This window comes from Banduia mediterranea, assembly GCF_031846245.1.
GTDB classification, from domain to species: domain Bacteria; phylum Pseudomonadota; class Gammaproteobacteria; order Nevskiales; family Nevskiaceae; genus Banduia; species Banduia mediterranea.
The window spans coordinates 1-13,956 of record NZ_JAVRIC010000016.1 but is presented as its reverse complement, the minus strand read 5'-3'; the positions used below and the strand labels follow the sequence as shown (position 1 = coordinate 13,956).

General features: G+C 61.0%; 29 protein-coding genes. All 29 read right to left on the bottom strand.

Going from position 1 to position 13,956, the window contains the following annotated elements; translation table 11 throughout:
• Positions 1-16: 16 nt before the first annotated feature.
• Positions 17-406, bottom strand: coding sequence for a 50S ribosomal protein L17 (rplQ, locus tag RM530_RS11580; protein WP_311365390.1), 390 nt, complete (start codon positions 404-406; stop codon positions 17-19).
• Between the two features lie 33 nt (positions 407-439).
• Positions 440-1,423, bottom strand: coding sequence for a DNA-directed RNA polymerase subunit alpha (locus tag RM530_RS11575; RefSeq protein ID WP_311365389.1), 984 nt, complete (start codon positions 1,421-1,423; stop codon positions 440-442).
• A 151-nt stretch (positions 1,424-1,574) separates the two neighbouring features.
• A complete protein-coding gene (gene rpsD, locus RM530_RS11570) occupies positions 1,575-2,195 on the bottom strand; it encodes a 30S ribosomal protein S4 (protein WP_311365388.1) in 621 nt (206 codons plus the stop codon).
• A 15-nt stretch (positions 2,196-2,210) separates the two neighbouring features.
• Positions 2,211-2,603, bottom strand: a complete 393-nt coding sequence (gene rpsK / locus RM530_RS11565; RefSeq protein WP_311365387.1) for a 30S ribosomal protein S11 — start codon at positions 2,601-2,603, stop codon at positions 2,211-2,213.
• 24 nt (positions 2,604-2,627) lie between these two features.
• Positions 2,628-2,987 (bottom strand): 30S ribosomal protein S13, encoded by a 360-nt coding sequence (gene rpsM, locus RM530_RS11560; protein ID WP_311365386.1) that lies wholly within the window; start codon positions 2,985-2,987, stop codon positions 2,628-2,630.
• A 90-nt stretch (positions 2,988-3,077) separates the two neighbouring features.
• The gene (gene rpmJ / locus RM530_RS11555; protein ID WP_311365385.1) at positions 3,078-3,191 is read right to left on the bottom strand and encodes a 50S ribosomal protein L36; all 114 of its coding nucleotides are present in this window, start codon (positions 3,189-3,191) and stop codon (positions 3,078-3,080) included.
• Between the two features lie 27 nt (positions 3,192-3,218).
• On the bottom strand, positions 3,219-4,520 hold the full coding sequence (gene secY, locus RM530_RS11550; protein WP_311365384.1) for a preprotein translocase subunit SecY: 1,302 nt from the start codon (positions 4,518-4,520) through the stop codon (positions 3,219-3,221).
• 45 nt (positions 4,521-4,565) lie between these two features.
• Positions 4,566-5,063, bottom strand: coding sequence for a 50S ribosomal protein L15 (rplO, locus tag RM530_RS11545; protein ID WP_349256225.1), 498 nt, complete (start codon positions 5,061-5,063; stop codon positions 4,566-4,568).
• Positions 5,064-5,141: 78 nt separating this feature from the next.
• The gene (gene rpmD / locus RM530_RS11540) at positions 5,142-5,330 is read right to left on the bottom strand and encodes a 50S ribosomal protein L30 (RefSeq protein ID WP_311365383.1); all 189 of its coding nucleotides are present in this window, start codon (positions 5,328-5,330) and stop codon (positions 5,142-5,144) included.
• A gap of 3 nt (positions 5,331-5,333) precedes the next feature.
• On the bottom strand, positions 5,334-5,864 hold the full coding sequence (gene rpsE, locus RM530_RS11535; RefSeq protein WP_311365382.1) for a 30S ribosomal protein S5: 531 nt from the start codon (positions 5,862-5,864) through the stop codon (positions 5,334-5,336).
• Between the two features lie 3 nt (positions 5,865-5,867).
• Positions 5,868-6,224 carry a 50S ribosomal protein L18 gene (rplR, locus tag RM530_RS11530; protein WP_311365381.1) on the bottom strand — a complete coding sequence of 119 codons (357 nt, stop codon included), beginning with the start codon at positions 6,222-6,224 and terminating at the stop codon, positions 5,868-5,870.
• A gap of 49 nt (positions 6,225-6,273) precedes the next feature.
• Positions 6,274-6,804, bottom strand: coding sequence for a 50S ribosomal protein L6 (gene rplF, locus RM530_RS11525; RefSeq protein WP_311365380.1), 531 nt, complete (start codon positions 6,802-6,804; stop codon positions 6,274-6,276).
• A gap of 11 nt (positions 6,805-6,815) precedes the next feature.
• Complete coding sequence (gene rpsH / locus RM530_RS11520; protein WP_311365379.1) at positions 6,816-7,211, bottom strand: 30S ribosomal protein S8; 396 nt, start codon at positions 7,209-7,211, stop codon at positions 6,816-6,818.
• Positions 7,212-7,223: 12 nt separating this feature from the next.
• Entirely contained in the window at positions 7,224-7,529 is a 306-nt protein-coding gene (gene rpsN, locus RM530_RS11515) for a 30S ribosomal protein S14 (RefSeq protein WP_311365378.1), read from the bottom strand.
• A 15-nt stretch (positions 7,530-7,544) separates the two neighbouring features.
• A complete protein-coding gene (gene rplE / locus RM530_RS11510; RefSeq protein ID WP_311365377.1) occupies positions 7,545-8,081 on the bottom strand; it encodes a 50S ribosomal protein L5 in 537 nt (178 codons plus the stop codon).
• 16 nt (positions 8,082-8,097) lie between these two features.
• On the bottom strand, positions 8,098-8,424 hold the full coding sequence (gene rplX / locus RM530_RS11505) for a 50S ribosomal protein L24 (protein WP_311365376.1): 327 nt from the start codon (positions 8,422-8,424) through the stop codon (positions 8,098-8,100).
• A gap of 31 nt (positions 8,425-8,455) precedes the next feature.
• Positions 8,456-8,821, bottom strand: a complete 366-nt coding sequence (gene rplN / locus RM530_RS11500; RefSeq protein ID WP_311365375.1) for a 50S ribosomal protein L14 — start codon at positions 8,819-8,821, stop codon at positions 8,456-8,458.
• Between the two features lie 4 nt (positions 8,822-8,825).
• Positions 8,826-9,107 (bottom strand): 30S ribosomal protein S17, encoded by a 282-nt coding sequence (gene rpsQ / locus RM530_RS11495; protein ID WP_311365374.1) that lies wholly within the window; start codon positions 9,105-9,107, stop codon positions 8,826-8,828.
• Positions 9,108-9,123: 16 nt separating this feature from the next.
• Positions 9,124-9,330, bottom strand: coding sequence for a 50S ribosomal protein L29 (rpmC, locus tag RM530_RS11490; protein WP_311365373.1), 207 nt, complete (start codon positions 9,328-9,330; stop codon positions 9,124-9,126).
• On the bottom strand, positions 9,330-9,743 hold the full coding sequence (gene rplP, locus RM530_RS11485) for a 50S ribosomal protein L16 (RefSeq protein WP_311365372.1): 414 nt from the start codon (positions 9,741-9,743) through the stop codon (positions 9,330-9,332). The genes rpmC and rplP overlap by 1 nt, the downstream gene beginning before the upstream one ends.
• Before the next feature lie 14 nt (positions 9,744-9,757).
• Positions 9,758-10,435: a 30S ribosomal protein S3 gene (gene rpsC, locus RM530_RS11480; protein WP_311365371.1), complete on the bottom strand. Its 678-nt coding sequence runs from the start codon at positions 10,433-10,435 to the stop codon at positions 9,758-9,760.
• 22 nt (positions 10,436-10,457) lie between these two features.
• Positions 10,458-10,790 carry a 50S ribosomal protein L22 gene (gene rplV / locus RM530_RS11475; RefSeq protein ID WP_311365370.1) on the bottom strand — a complete coding sequence of 111 codons (333 nt, stop codon included), beginning with the start codon at positions 10,788-10,790 and terminating at the stop codon, positions 10,458-10,460.
• Between the two features lie 11 nt (positions 10,791-10,801).
• Positions 10,802-11,071: a 30S ribosomal protein S19 gene (gene rpsS / locus RM530_RS11470; protein ID WP_311365369.1), complete on the bottom strand. Its 270-nt coding sequence runs from the start codon at positions 11,069-11,071 to the stop codon at positions 10,802-10,804.
• Positions 11,072-11,093: 22 nt separating this feature from the next.
• A complete protein-coding gene (gene rplB, locus RM530_RS11465; RefSeq protein WP_311365368.1) occupies positions 11,094-11,924 on the bottom strand; it encodes a 50S ribosomal protein L2 in 831 nt (276 codons plus the stop codon).
• A 14-nt stretch (positions 11,925-11,938) separates the two neighbouring features.
• Positions 11,939-12,235, bottom strand: a complete 297-nt coding sequence (rplW, locus tag RM530_RS11460) for a 50S ribosomal protein L23 (RefSeq protein WP_311365367.1) — start codon at positions 12,233-12,235, stop codon at positions 11,939-11,941.
• Positions 12,232-12,837, bottom strand: coding sequence for a 50S ribosomal protein L4 (gene rplD, locus RM530_RS11455; protein ID WP_311365366.1), 606 nt, complete (start codon positions 12,835-12,837; stop codon positions 12,232-12,234). Before rplD ends, rplW begins: the two co-directional genes overlap by 4 nt.
• Before the next feature lie 13 nt (positions 12,838-12,850).
• Positions 12,851-13,483: a 50S ribosomal protein L3 gene (gene rplC, locus RM530_RS11450; protein WP_311365365.1), complete on the bottom strand. Its 633-nt coding sequence runs from the start codon at positions 13,481-13,483 to the stop codon at positions 12,851-12,853.
• Between the two features lie 11 nt (positions 13,484-13,494).
• Positions 13,495-13,812, bottom strand: a complete 318-nt coding sequence (gene rpsJ, locus RM530_RS11445) for a 30S ribosomal protein S10 (protein ID WP_311365364.1) — start codon at positions 13,810-13,812, stop codon at positions 13,495-13,497.
• Between the two features lie 56 nt (positions 13,813-13,868).
• A partial coding sequence (locus tag RM530_RS11440; RefSeq protein WP_311364051.1) for an EF-Tu C-terminal domain-related protein occupies positions 13,869-13,956 on the bottom strand: 88 nt, incomplete at its 5' end.

Sequence of the window (13,956 nt, the reverse complement as noted above, 5' to 3'; positions counted from 1 at the left end):
GGCTGGCAGGCGGACCTTATTCGGACGCGTCGTCCGTGGCATCCGCGGCCGGACGATCGACGAGTTCGATGTACGCCATCGGCGCACTGTCACCGGGCCGGAAGCCGCAACGCATGATCCGCAGGTAACCACCCGGACGGGTCGCGTAACGAGGCCCAAGCTCGTTGAAAAGCTTGGTCACCATTTCACGATCACGCAGACGATTGAACGTCAGGCGACGATTGGCCAGGTTGTCTTCCTTGGCACGCGTGATGAACGGCTCGGCGAAACGACGCAGTTCCTTGGCTCTCGGCACCGTGGTGCGGATCAGCTCATGACGGAACAGGGCATTCGCCAGATTCTGCAGATTGGCCTTGTGATGAGCACTGGTGTGCCCAACTCGCTTGCCGGCGTTACGATGACGCATCGCGGTATTCCTTGATAGCTAGATCTGGCTGGATCAGACCGTCGCCGTTTTCGGCGGCGACCAGTTTTCCAGCTTCATGCCGAGGTCGAGGTCGTGGGCGCGCAGCGCTTCCTTGATCTCGTTCAGCGACTTCTTGCCGAGATTCGGCGTCTTCATCAGCTCGGTTTCCGAACGCTGCACCAGATCACCGATGTAGTAGACGTTTTCGGCCTTGAGGCAGTTCGCCGAGCGCACGGTCAGCTCAAGATCGTCGATCGGGCGGAACAGGATCGGATTGATATCCTTCTTGCGGGTCTCGGGGCTCGCGGTTTCCTCGGCCTCGAGGTCCATGAACACCGCCAGCTGATCGCGCAGAATGCGCGCAGCGAGACGAACCGCTTCCGACGGATCGATACCGCCGTTGGTGTCAACGTCCAGAATCAGCTTGTCGAGGTCGGTGCGCTGCTCGACGCGGGCGCGCTCGACGCTGTAGCTGACGCGACGAACCGGGCTGTAGCTGGCATCCAGCTTCAGCACGCCGACAGACATGGAATCCTCGTCGGCAGCAAGGCGATTGACCACCGGCTGGTAGCCACGACCGCGGGTGACCTTGAGCGTCATGTTGAGCTTGCCACCCGTGAGGTTGGCAATGACCAGGTCCGGGTTGACGATCTCGACGTCGTGATCGAGCTCGATGTCGCCAGCCGTGATCGGACCGTCACCGGACTTCGACAGGCTCAGTGTGGCCTCGTCCCGCGAATGCATCCGCAGTGCAATGTTCTTGACATTGAGCAGGATGTCGATGACATCCTCCTGCACGCCTTCGACAGCCGAATACTCGTGCACCACGCCATCGATCTGAACTTCGGTAATGGCGGCACCCGGAATCGACGACAACAGGATGCGGCGCAGGGCATTGCCCAGCGTGTGGCCGAAGCCGCGCTCCATGGGCTCCAGGGAGACCAGCGCACGATTGCTGCCCTGCATCTCGACATCGATATTCCGCGGTTTCAACAAATCAGCGACGAACCCTTGCATGGGTCAATTACCTCGCAATTCTTCAACTTTGTGTTGCCGCCTCGAAGAATGTTTCGAGGCGGCCTATACCTTCTTGTGACTCGCTGGCTCAACAAGCTCCGAGTCCGCGGCGCCACCTCGTCAGCCGTTTGTGACGGCCGACGGTCAGCAATTACTTGCTGTAGAGCTCGACTACCAGATTTTCATTGATGTCGGGCAGGAACTGCTCGCGATCTGGAACCGACTTGAATGTTCCCTTCATGCCCTTCTCATCGACCTCGACCCAGTCCGGGAATCCCACCTGAGCGGCAATCGACAGCGATTGCGCGATGCGGTTCTGGGAGCGCGACTTCTCACGGACTTCGACGATGTCGCCGCTCTGAACCTGGTAGGACGGAATATTGACCGTCTTGCCGTTGACCAGGATGGCCTTGTGGTTCACGAGCTGACGCGATTCCGAACGCGTGGCCCCAAAACCCATGCGGTACACAACGTTGTCGAGCCGGGCTTCGAGCAGCTGCAACAGCAACAAGCCGGTTGAGCCCTTCTTCTGTGATGCCTTGGCGTAGTAGTTACGGAACTGACGCTCCAGAACACCGTACATGTGCTTGAGCTTCTGCTTCTCGCGCAGCTGCAGCGCATAGTCGGACAGACGCTGGCGACGCGCGCCATGCTGGCCCGGGGGCGAGTCGAGCTTGCACTTGGACTCAAGCGAACGGCCACGCCCCTTGGTCATCAGATCCATGCCGGCACGGCGCGACTGCTTGCACTTGGGTCCTACGTATTTAGCCATTTTTGTATCTCAACCTTAGACGCGACGACGCTTGGGCGCGCGACAGCCGTTATGCGGAATCGGGGTCACGTCGGTGATATTGGTCACCTTGAAACCGGCGGAGTTGAGCGAACGCACGGCGGACTCACGGCCGGGGCCAGGACCCTTCACGCGAACTTCGAGGTTCTTCACACCGTGCTCGGCAGCCACGGTTGCGGCGCGCTCCGCCGCGACCTGCGCAGCGAACGGCGTCGACTTGCGCGAGCCCTTGAACCCGCAGGCGCCGGCCGTGGACCAGGACAGGGTGTTGCCCTGCCGGTCGGTGATCATCACGATCGTGTTGTTGAACGTCGCATGAATATGGGCAACCGCGTCGGAAATGTTCTTCTTGACGCGCTTACGCTTCGTTGAGGTCTGGGTTGTGGCCATAGAGCTGCTGCTTCTCGATTTCGATTACTTGCCGCGGATCGGACGACGCGGTCCCTTGCGGGTCCGCGCATTGGTACGGGTACGCTGACCACGAACCGGCAGACCGCGACGGTGACGCAGACCGCGATAGCAACCCAGATCGACCAGGCGCTTGATGTTCATCGACACCTCGCGGCGAAGATCGCCCTCGACGGTGTACTTCCCGATGTGAGCGCGAAGCTGTTCGAGCTCGGCCTCGGTGAGATTCTTGACCGGCTGGGCCGGGTCGACCTGCGCGGCGGCGCAAATCTTCCTGGCTCGAGTCGAGCCGATGCCGTAGATCGACTGAATCGCGATCACAGCGTGTTTATTCGCCGGTACATTGACGCCAGCAATACGGGCCATGCGCTTATCTACTCCTGAAACTGGGCGACGCGAAAAAGGCGCGGAAGTTTATAGGATTCTGAGCAGAAATCAAGCCTGCTCGAAACCCGATCAACCCTGGCGCTGCTTGTGACGGGCATCCGTGCAGATCACACGGATGGCACCATTGCGACGGATGACTTTGCAGTTCCGGCACATCTTGCGGACGGAAGCACGGACTTTCATGACTTGTTCCTCTGAATGGCCAGTGGGTCAGCGGACCACGCCGGGCCGGTTCAACGACTTAAGATTGGCCTTCTTCAGAAGGCTTTCATACTGGTGCGACATCAGGTGCGCCTGCAGCTGCGCCATGAAATCCATAACCACCACCACGGTAATCAACAGCGAGGTTCCGCCGAAATAGAACGGCACGGAAAACTGCGAGTACAGAATCTCCGGCAGCAGACAGATCGCGGTGATGTAGGCCGCACCGGCAACGGTAAGGCGCGTCAGCACCAGATCAATGTACTTGGCGGTGTGAATGCCAGGCCGCACACCGGGAATGAAGGCACCCGACTTCTTCAGATTGTCCGCGGTTTCGCGCGAGTCGAAAACCAGGGCCGTATAGAAGAAGCAGAAGAAGATGATCATCGAGGCGTACAACAGCATGTACACCGGCTGCCCGGGCGACAGGGCGTTGGCCGCCTGCTGCAGCCACGAAGGGCCGCTGTCTCCGAAGAAACGGATCATCGATGCTGGAAACAGGATGATCGACGACGCGAAGATCGGGGGAATCACGCCCGCCATGTTCAGCTTCAGCGGCAGGTGCTGGGTCTGCGCGGCGAACATCTTGCGGCCCTGCTGGCGGCGCGCATGGTGCACCGGAATGCGGCGCTGGGCGCGTTCGGCGTAAACCACGCCGTAGACCACGGCGCCGACCAACAGGACCACGCCGATGACCATGAACGGACTCATCTCGCCCTGACTGACCAGCTGCGCCATCGAGCCCAGCGAGGTCGGAAGTCCAGCCACGATGCCGGCGAAGATCAGTATCGAGATACCGTTGCCGATACCGCGCTCGGTCACCTGTTCGCCCAACCACATCAGGAACATCGCTCCGGTCACCAGGCTCACCGCAGCGGTGAACAGGAAGCCGAAACCCGGGGCCAGCGCCACGCCGGAGTTCTGCAGCGCGACCGCAGCACCGATGGACTGGAACGTTGCAAGCCCGAGCGTTCCGTAGCGCGTGTACTTGGTGATCGTGCGCCGGCCGGACTCGCCTTCCTTGCGCAGTTCCTTCAGGGCGGGAACCACCGAGGACATCAGCTGCACAATGATGGACGCCGAGATGTACGGCATCACGCCGAGCGCGAAGATCGACAGGCGCGACAGCGCACCACCCGAAAACATGTTGAACATGTCCAGGATCGTGCCGCGATTGGCATCGAACAGCTGCTCAAGTTGCACCGGGTCGATACCCGGTACCGGAATGAACGTGCCGATGCGAAACACGACAATCGCGCCCAGCAGGAACCAGATACGGTTCTTGATCTCACCAATCTTGGTGAGATCCATGCCAGCGCCGACTTGTGGTGTGCCTCTCGCCATGATGTTCTCGAATTACTCCGCCGGGCTCGCGTCGGAGGCCGGACTGCTGGCATCTGCCGCCGGCGTCGTATCGATATCGGTAACCGAGCCTCCAGCGGCTTCGACGGCCGCGCGCGCGCCCTTGGTGACCAGAACACCCTTGAGCTGCAGCTTGCGGCTCAACTCACCGGACTTGATGACCTTCGCCTGCAGCGCCGTCGCCGGAACCACATTGGCCGCCTTGAGCACCGTCAGATCGATCTCGTCCACGCCCAGCTTCTCCAGCTCGGACAGACGAACCTCGGCGGTCTGCTTGACGGTCGTCGAGCGAAAGCCACGCTTCGGCAGGCGGCGCTGAATCGGCATCTGACCGCCTTCAAAACCGACCTTGTGATAACCGCCGGAGCGCGCGCGCTGACCCTTGTGGCCACGACCGGCAGTCTTGCCCAGGCCGGAGCCGATGCCGCGACCGACGCGCTTCTTCGACGTCTTGGCACCATCGGCAGGTTTGATTTCGTTGAGCTTTTTCATCTGTTGACTCAGGTGAGGTGTGAGACATGCGGCGAGTGGAGTAAAAGCTTTTGCGCCTTCCCCCTCACCCTGCACGCCTTACGACAATTCTTCGACCTTCAGCATATGGACCGAGGCGTTGACCATACCCATGACCGCAGGCGTGGCCACGAGTTCACGGCTCTGATGCATCTTGCGCAAACCGAGACCGTTGACGTTGTTGCGGTGCTGCTTGAGCTGGCCGAACGGCGAACGGATCAGGGTGACACGAATCTTCTTATCAGCCATGGCTTACCCCAGGATCTCTTCGACGGTCTTGCCACGCTTGGCGGCAATCTCGTCCGGAAGGTTCATGCGGCTCAGCCCATCGATCGTGGCGCGTACCAGATTGATCGGATTGCGCGAACCGAAGGACTTGGCCAGCACGTTATGCACACCGGCGACTTCGAACACTGCGCGCATAGCGCCGCCGGCGATGACGCCGGTACCGTCGGAGGCCGGGCGAATGATGACTCGCGTGGCGCCGTGGTTGCCCTCGATTTCGTGCTGCAGCGTCTGGCCGCGCAGGGCCACGGAAACCATGGACTTGCGTGCACGCTCCATCGCCTTCTGGATCGCAACCGGCACTTCGCGTGCCTTGCCGTAACCCATGCCGACCTTACCGGCGCCGTCGCCTACCACCGTCAGCGCGGTGAACGCGAACTGCTTGCCGCCCTTGACGGTCTTGGAGACCCGGTTGACGGTGACCAGCTTTTCCTTGAAATCGCCACCCTGGTTGTCGTCGTAGCTACGATTCGAGTTCGCTCTGTTCGGATTCGCCATTTCTTAAAACTCCAGACCGCCTTCGCGCGCCGCGTCGGCAAGTGCCTTGACGCGACCGTGGTATTTGAAACCGGAACGATCGAACGCCACGGTCGTGATTCCTGCTGCCTTCGCCCGCTTGGCGATCTCTTCACCGATCTTCTTGGCCGCTTCAACGCCGCCCGTCGAGCTCAGGCCCTCGACCAGCACCTTCTCCACCGTGGAGGCGGCCGCCAGCGTGCTGCCCGCGTCCGGCGCGATGACCTGCGCATAGATGTGGCGCGGCGTACGGTTCACGCACAGGCGATGTACGCCCAGTTCGTGAATCTTGGCGCGCGTTTTGGTCGCGCGGCGGATGCGTGTTGCTTTCTTCGAGTTCATAGTTCATGTGTCCAACCGCGGCCCGATGGCCGCAGGCTTTAAACTGGCCTTACTTCTTCTTCGCTTCCTTCATCACCACGCGTTCACCGACATAGCGCACGCCCTTGCCCTTGTATGGCTCGGGCGGACGGTAGGCTCGGATCTCGGCGGCCACCTGCCCGACCTTCTGCTTGTCGGCACCCTTGACCACGATCTCGGTCGGGGTCGGTGTTTCGACGGTAATGCCTTCCGGCACCGGATAGTCGACAGGGTGAGAGAAGCCCAGCGACAGGCTCAGGCTCTTGCCCTGCGCCGCGGCGCGGTAACCGACGCCAACCAGCGCCAGCTTGCGTTCGAAACCTTCCGAAACGCCCACGATCAGGTTATTGATGTTGGCGCGCGTGGTGCCCGACATCGCCGGCTGCTTCTCGACCGATTCAGACGCGATCGTCGCACCACTTTCGTTCAGGTCCAGCGCGATGCCGTTTGGCAGCCTCAGCGACAGCTGCGCTTTCGCGCCCTTCACCGTGACCTCGCTACCGTTGACCTTGAGTTCGACACCCTTGGGCCACGTCAATGGAAATTTGGCAACTCGTGACATTTCAATTCACCTCAGGACACGACGCACAGCACTTCGCCGCCGTCACCGGCCGCGCGCGCCTGCTTGTCGGTCACGACACCCTTGGACGTCGACACGATCGCCACGCCCAGGCCGCCGAGAACCCGCGGAAGTTCGTCCTTGCCGCGATAGGCGCGCAGCGACAGACGGCTGTAGCGCTCCAGACGGGCAATGACGGGCTTGCCTTCGAAATACTTCAGATTCACCGTGATCGTCTTCTTCACGCCATCGGTCTGCACCGAATAGTCGCTGATGTAGCCTTCCTGCTTCAGCACTGCGGCGATGGACTCTTTCGTCGTCGACGAAGGACCGGTGACCGTCTTCTTGCGCGCCGCCTGACCGTTGCGGATACGGGTCAGGAAATCGGCGATGGGATCGTTCATGCTCATATCGACAGTCTCTTACCAGCTGGCTTTCTTGAGGCCGGGAATTTCGCCGTTCATCGCCGACTCGCGCAGCTTGTTACGGGCCAGACCGAACTTCTTGTAGACACCACGCGGACGGCCGGTGATGGCGCAGCGCGTGCGCTGACGCGCCGGCGACGAGTCACGCGGCAGCTTCGACAGCGCTTCGACGGCGGCTGCCTTGTCGTCAAAATCCGCGTTATGGCTGGAGATGATCTCCTTGAGCTGGGCGCGCTTCTTGGCGTAACGGTTCGCGAGCTTCTGACGCTTAATCTCGCGGTTGATCATGCTGGTCTTGGCCATGGGGTTACTCGCGCCTCACTTGCGGAACGGGAAGCCGAAGGCGTCGAGCAGGGCCCGACCTTCTTCGTTGTTCTTCGCCGTCGTCGTGATTGAAATGTTCATGCCACGGATAGAATCGATCTTGTCGTAATCGATTTCCGGGAAGATGATCTGTTCGGTAATGCCGAAATTGAAGTTGCCGCGGCCATCAAAGCCCTTCGGCGAAATTCCGCGGAAATCGCGGATTCGCGGCAGCGAGATGTTGATCAGACGCTCCATGAACTCATACATGCGCACGGAGCGCAGCGTGACCATCATGCCAACGGGATAGTCCTCACGGATCTTGAAACCCGCGATGGCCTTGCGCGACTTGGTCACCACCGGCTTCTGGCCGGCGACGGTCGTGAGGTCTTTCATGGCGTGTTCGATGACCTTGCGGTCGTTCACCGCTTCGCCCAGGCCCATGTTCAGCGTGACCTTGCTCAGACGCGGCACGGACATCACGTTGCAGGCAAGCTTTTCCTGCAGCTGCGCGCGTACCGTATCGTTGTAATAGCTTTGCATCGTTGACATTGCTCAGTCCTCTCGCTTAACGGCCGACGACATCGCCGCTGGACTTGAACACGCGCACCTTGCGGCGCTCGCTGCCTTCGCCCTCGAACCTGAATCCGACCCGGTCACCCTTGTCGGCGGCCGCGTTCCACAGCATCACGTTGGACACGTCGAGCGGCATTTCCTTCTCGACGATTCCGCCGGGCACGCCCGAATTCGGGTTCGGCTTCTGATGCTTCTTCACGACATTGATACCGTCGACCATCAGCTTGCCATTCGCCAGAACCTGCGAAACGGTGCCGCGGCGATCCTTGTCGCGACCGGTAATGACGACGACTTCGTCGCCCTTGCGAATCTTGTTCATCGGTAAAGACCGTCCAAACGCTCTAATTCGTTCAAAGAACTTCGGGGGCCAGCGAGATGATGCGCATGAACTTCTCGCGCAGCTCTCGGGTAACCGGCCCGAAAATACGTGTACCAATCGGTTCGAACTTGCCGTCTAGCAGTACCGCCGCGTTGCTGTCGAAACGAATGGCGGAACCATCCGGACGACGCACCGGGTGACGCGTACGCACCACGACTGCATTGTGAACCTCACCCTTCTTGACCTTGCCACGAGGAATTGCGTCCTTGATCGTGACCTTGACGATGTCGCCCACACCGGCGTAACGCCGATGGGTCGAGCCCGCCACACGGATCACCAGCATGGTCTTGGCCCCGCTGTTGTCAGCGGCTGCCAGCATCGATTCTTGCTGAATCATGGCCTCAGGCTCCCGTGGTCACGCCCGCGACCGGTTCAAGCACTGCAACCAGGCGGTGGTTCTTGTCCTTGGACAAGGGACGGCATTCGGTGATCGACACCAGATCACCCTCGTTGCACGTATTGGCTTCATCGTGCGCCTTGATCTTGGTCGACCGACGCATGTACTTGCCATAGATCGCGTGCTTGACGCGACGTTCGACCAGCACGGTGATCGTCTTGTCCATCTTGTTCGACACCACGCGTCCGACAACAATGCGCTGGGTCTTTTCGGTCTGCTCGCTCATCGCCATATCCTGCGGTTCAGGCCTGCGCCTGCTGCTTCTGCATAAACGTTTTGACGCGCGCGATCTTCTTGCGCACTTCGCCGATTCGCGAAGTCTGCGTCAACTGGCCCGTCGCCGACTGCATGCGCAGGTTGAACTGCTCCTTGCGCAGCGCCGCGAGTTCTTCATTGAGCTGCTCAGCATTCTTGCCGCTCAGCTCCTTAACGTAATCCGTGGTCTTCATTACATGATCGTCCGGGTAACAAACTGGACTTTCACCGGTAACTTCGCGGCCGCAAGGCGGAATGCCTCGCGTGCGAGCTCTTCGGGAACGCCTTCCATTTCATAAAGCATGCGGCCCGGCTGAACCTTGGCGGCCCACCACTCCACGTTACCCTTGCCCTTGCCCATACGGACTTCGAGCGGTTTGCGGGTTACGGGCACGTCCGGAAAAATACGGATCCAGAGCTTGCCGCCACGCTTGATGTGACGCGAAATCGCTCGACGCGCGGCTTCGATCTGACGTGCGGTGACCTGGCCCAGCTCCAAGGACTGGAGACCGAACTCACCGAACGAGACCTTGTTGCCGGTCGTCGCCAGGCCGCGATTGCGGCCTTTCATCTGCTTTCTGTACTTGGTGCGCTTGGGCTGCATCATGGTGTCGAAACTCCTCAGGCGGCTTCTGCGGCTTTCGAAGCCGCCTTGCCGTCGGCTTCGAACTGTTCACCCTGGAACACCCAGACCTTGACGCCGATGATTCCGTACGTCGTCTTGGCCTCGGCAAAGCCGTAATCGATATAGGCGCGCAGCGTGTGCAGGGGCACACGACCTTCGCGATACCACTCGGTGCGCGCGATCTCGGCACCGTTCAAACGACCGCTGACCTGGATCTTGATGCCGCCGGCACCCAGGCGCATCGCATTCTGCACGGCGCGCTTCATCGCGCGGCGGAACATGATGCGCCGTTCGAGCTGCTGAGCCACCGATTCAGCGATCAGCTGCGAATCGAGTTCCGGCTTGCGGATTTCCTCGACCGAGATGTGCACGCTGTCGGGCTTCAGCCCCATCTTGCCGGCCACGAGACGCTTCAGCTTCTCGATGTCCTCGCCCTTCTTGCCGATGACGATGCCCGGACGCGCGGTATGAATGGTGATGCGTGCCGACTTCGCCGGACGCTCGATATAGATCTGCGAAACCGACGCGTTCGCCAGCTTCTTGCGCAGGAAAGTGCGCACTTCCAGATCGGTACCGAGGTTCTCACGGTAGGTCGCGCGCTCGGCGTACCAGTTGGACTTCCAGCGCGTGGTGATACCGAGGCGAATGCCAGTGGGATGTACTTTGTGACCCATGATCGTTTCCGTTTGCTCTCGCTTACTCGTCCGCGACGCGGATCGTGATGTGCGACGTCCGCTTGAGAATGCGATCCGCGCGGCCCTTGGCACGCGGCTGGATGCGCTTCATTACCGGGCCCTGATCGACGAAGATCTCCTTGACCTTCAATTCGTCGACGTCGGCACCATCGTTGTTCTCGGCATTGGCGATCGCCGATTCCAGCACCTTGCGGATGATGTCGGCGGCGCGCTTGTTCGAAAACTTCAGCAGATTGAGCGCCTGCTCAACCTTCTGGCCACGGACCTGGTCAGCGACCAGCCGCGCCTTCTGCGGGGAGAGGCGCACGAAACGAAGAACTGCTTGCGTCTGCATGGCGTTATTCCTCAACCCTTCTTGTCGGCCACATGGCCTTTGAAGGTGCGGGTCGGCGAAAACTCACCGAGCTTGTGGCCCACCATGTTTTCGGTGACGAACACCGGCATGTGTTGGCGGCCGTTATAGACCTGAATGGTCAAGCCGACCATGTCGGGCGACACCATGGAGCGGCGCGACCAGGTCTTGATCGGCTTCTTGACGCGGGCGCCCTGAAGATCGCTCACCTTCTTTGCGAGATGGTGGTCGATGAACGGGCCCTTCTTGATCGAACGAGGCATGGCTTAAATCCAAGCAGTACTGTTAGCGCTTGTGGCGGCTACGCACGATGAACTTCTCCGTGCGCTTGTTGTTGCGGGTTCTGAGGCCCTTGGCCTTCTGGCCCCACGGCGACACCGGATGCGGGTTGCCCTGACCGGACTTGCCCTCACCACCGCCGTGCGGATGGTCAACCGGGTTCATGACGACACCACGGACGGTCGGGCGGATGCCCTTCCAGCGCTTCGCGCCGGCCTTGCCGTAGGAACGCAGGTTGTGCTCGCCATTGGCGGCCTCACCCAGCGTTGCGCGGCAATCGCCATGCACCTTGCGCATTTCGCCGGAGCGAAGACGCAGCGTCACATACTCACCATCACGGGCCACGAGCTGCACGGCCGCACCGGCGGATCGCGCAACCTGCGCGCCCTTGCCCGGGCGCAGCTCGATGCAGTGAATCGTCGAGCCCAGCGGAATGTTGCGCAGCGGCAGGGCATTGCCCGGCTTGATCGGCGCATCACGACCGGACTGCAGCTGATCGCCGGCGCTCACGCCCTTGGGCGCGATGATGTAGCGACGCTCACCGTCGGCGTAGCACAGCAGAGCAATATGCGCGCTGCGATTCGGATCGTGCTCAATCCGCTCGACCTTGGCCGGCACCCCGTCCTTGGTCCGCTTGAAATCGACGACACGATAGTGCTGCTTGTGACCACCACCCTGGTGACGGGTAGTGATGCGACCGGCGTTGTTGCGGCCACCATTGCCGGACTTCTTCTCAAGCAGGGGCGCGTGCGGACGGCCCTTGTAGAGATCCGGATGTGTGACCTTGACAACGTGGCGACGGCCAGCGGATGTCGGTTTGGCTTTCTGCAACGGCATGGCGATAGCTCTAGTTAGCTCTGGCCCAGGAAGTCGATCTGCTCACCTTCGGCGAGCGTCACGTAGGCCTTCTTCCAATCGGAACGACGGCCCATCATTTGGCCGAAGCGCTTGGTCTTGCCCTTCACGTTCAAGGTTTGCACCGAAGTGACCTTGACGTTGAAGAGCTTCTCGACCGCCTCGCGAATCTCCGCCTTTTCGGCATTCGGCAGCACCTTGAACACAGCCTGGTTCTGCTTTTCCGCGACGCGGTTGGCCTTCTCCGAAATCACCGGAGCAAGGATGATGGAATGCAGACGATCGACGTTCATGACAGCCAGCTCTCCAGCTTCTTGATCGCGCCCTCGGTCATCAGCACCTTGTCGAAGGACAGCAGCGCGACCGGGTTGATCGCCTCGACATCGCTGACGTCGACGTGCGGCAGGTTGCGCGCGGACAGCACCAGATTCGCGTCGACCGACTCGGTCACGATCAGCAGGTTCTGCGTACCCAGTTCATTGAGCTTGGCGATCAGCGACTTGGTCTTCGGCTCATCGACCGTGAACGCGTCGGCGACCATCAACACACCCGAGCGGTTGAGCTCGGCCACGATCGAGCGGATCGCGCCGCGGTACATCTTGCGGTTGACCTTCTGCTCGAAGCTGCGCGGGCGCGCCGCGAAGGTCACACCACCGGTGCGCCACAACGGGCTGCGGATGGTACCGGCGCGCGCACGCCCGGTGCCCTTCTGCTTCCACGGCTTGCGGCCACCGCCACGCACTTCAGCGCGCGTCTTCTGCTTCTTGGTGCCGGCACGGCCGCCCGCGAGGTAGGCCGTCACCACCTGGTGAACCAGCGCCTCGTTGAAGTCGACACCGAAGACGGCGTCGGACACGGCGAGCGTGTTCTGACTGTTATGTAGTTGGATATCCATCGTTGTCACGTCCTTACTTCACCGCCGCGCGGACGATGACGTCACCGTTCTTGGAGCCGGGAACGGCACCCTTGACCAGCAACAAATTGCGATCGGCGTCAACCTTGACCAGATCGAGGTTCAGCGTGGTGACACGCTCGTTCCCCATGTGGCCCGCCATCTTCTTGCCCTTCCACACCTTGCCCGGGCTCTGGCGCTGACCGATGGAGCCGGGGACGCGGTGCGACAGCGAGTTACCGTGACTCGCACGGCCACCTCCGAAGTTCCAGCGCTTCTGCACGCCGGCAAAACCCTTGCCGATGCTGGTGCCGGTCACGTCGACCCGCTTGATGTCGGTAAACTGCTCGACGCTCAGCTCGGCGCCGGGCTCGAGATCGGGATCGCCCTCGACCAGACGGATTTCCCAGAGGCCACGTCCCGCCGGCACACCCGCTTTGGCGTAATGACCGGTGGCGGCCTTGTTGATCCGGCTGGCCTTCTGTTCACCAACGGCGACCTGCACCGCGCGATAACCGTCGGACTCCAGCGACTTGAGCTGGGTCACGCGGTTCGGCGTGCATTCGATCACCGTGACCGGAATGGAGTGACCGGCTTCGGTGAAAATCCGGGTCATGCCGACCTTGCGACCAATGATTGCAATCGTCATTTCGTCGGGCCTCAGTTGACGCGAATCTGCACTTCGACGCCGGCTGGAAGATCCAGCTTCGACAGCGCGTCGACCGTCTTTTCGGTCGGGTCGACGATCTGCATCAGGCGCTTGTGCGTGCGGATTTCATACTGATCACGCGCATCCTTGTCGGCATGCGGCGACACCAGGATGGTGAAACGCTCTTTGCGCGTCGGCAGCGGGATCGGCCCGCGAACGACGGCACCCGTGCGCTTTGCGGTCTCAACGATCTCACGTGCCGATTTGTCAATCAGGCGGTGGTCGAAGGCCTTAAGCCGGATGCGTATGGACTGGCTGGTTGCGGCCATGCGTCTCTACTCGATTTTACTTAAAGAACGAAGGTCTGCAGGTAAGCGCAATGCGCCTACTGCAGGATCTTGGCGACGACGCCGGCGCCAACGGTACGGCCGCCTTCGCGAATCGCGAAGCGCAGGCCATCTTCCATCGCGATT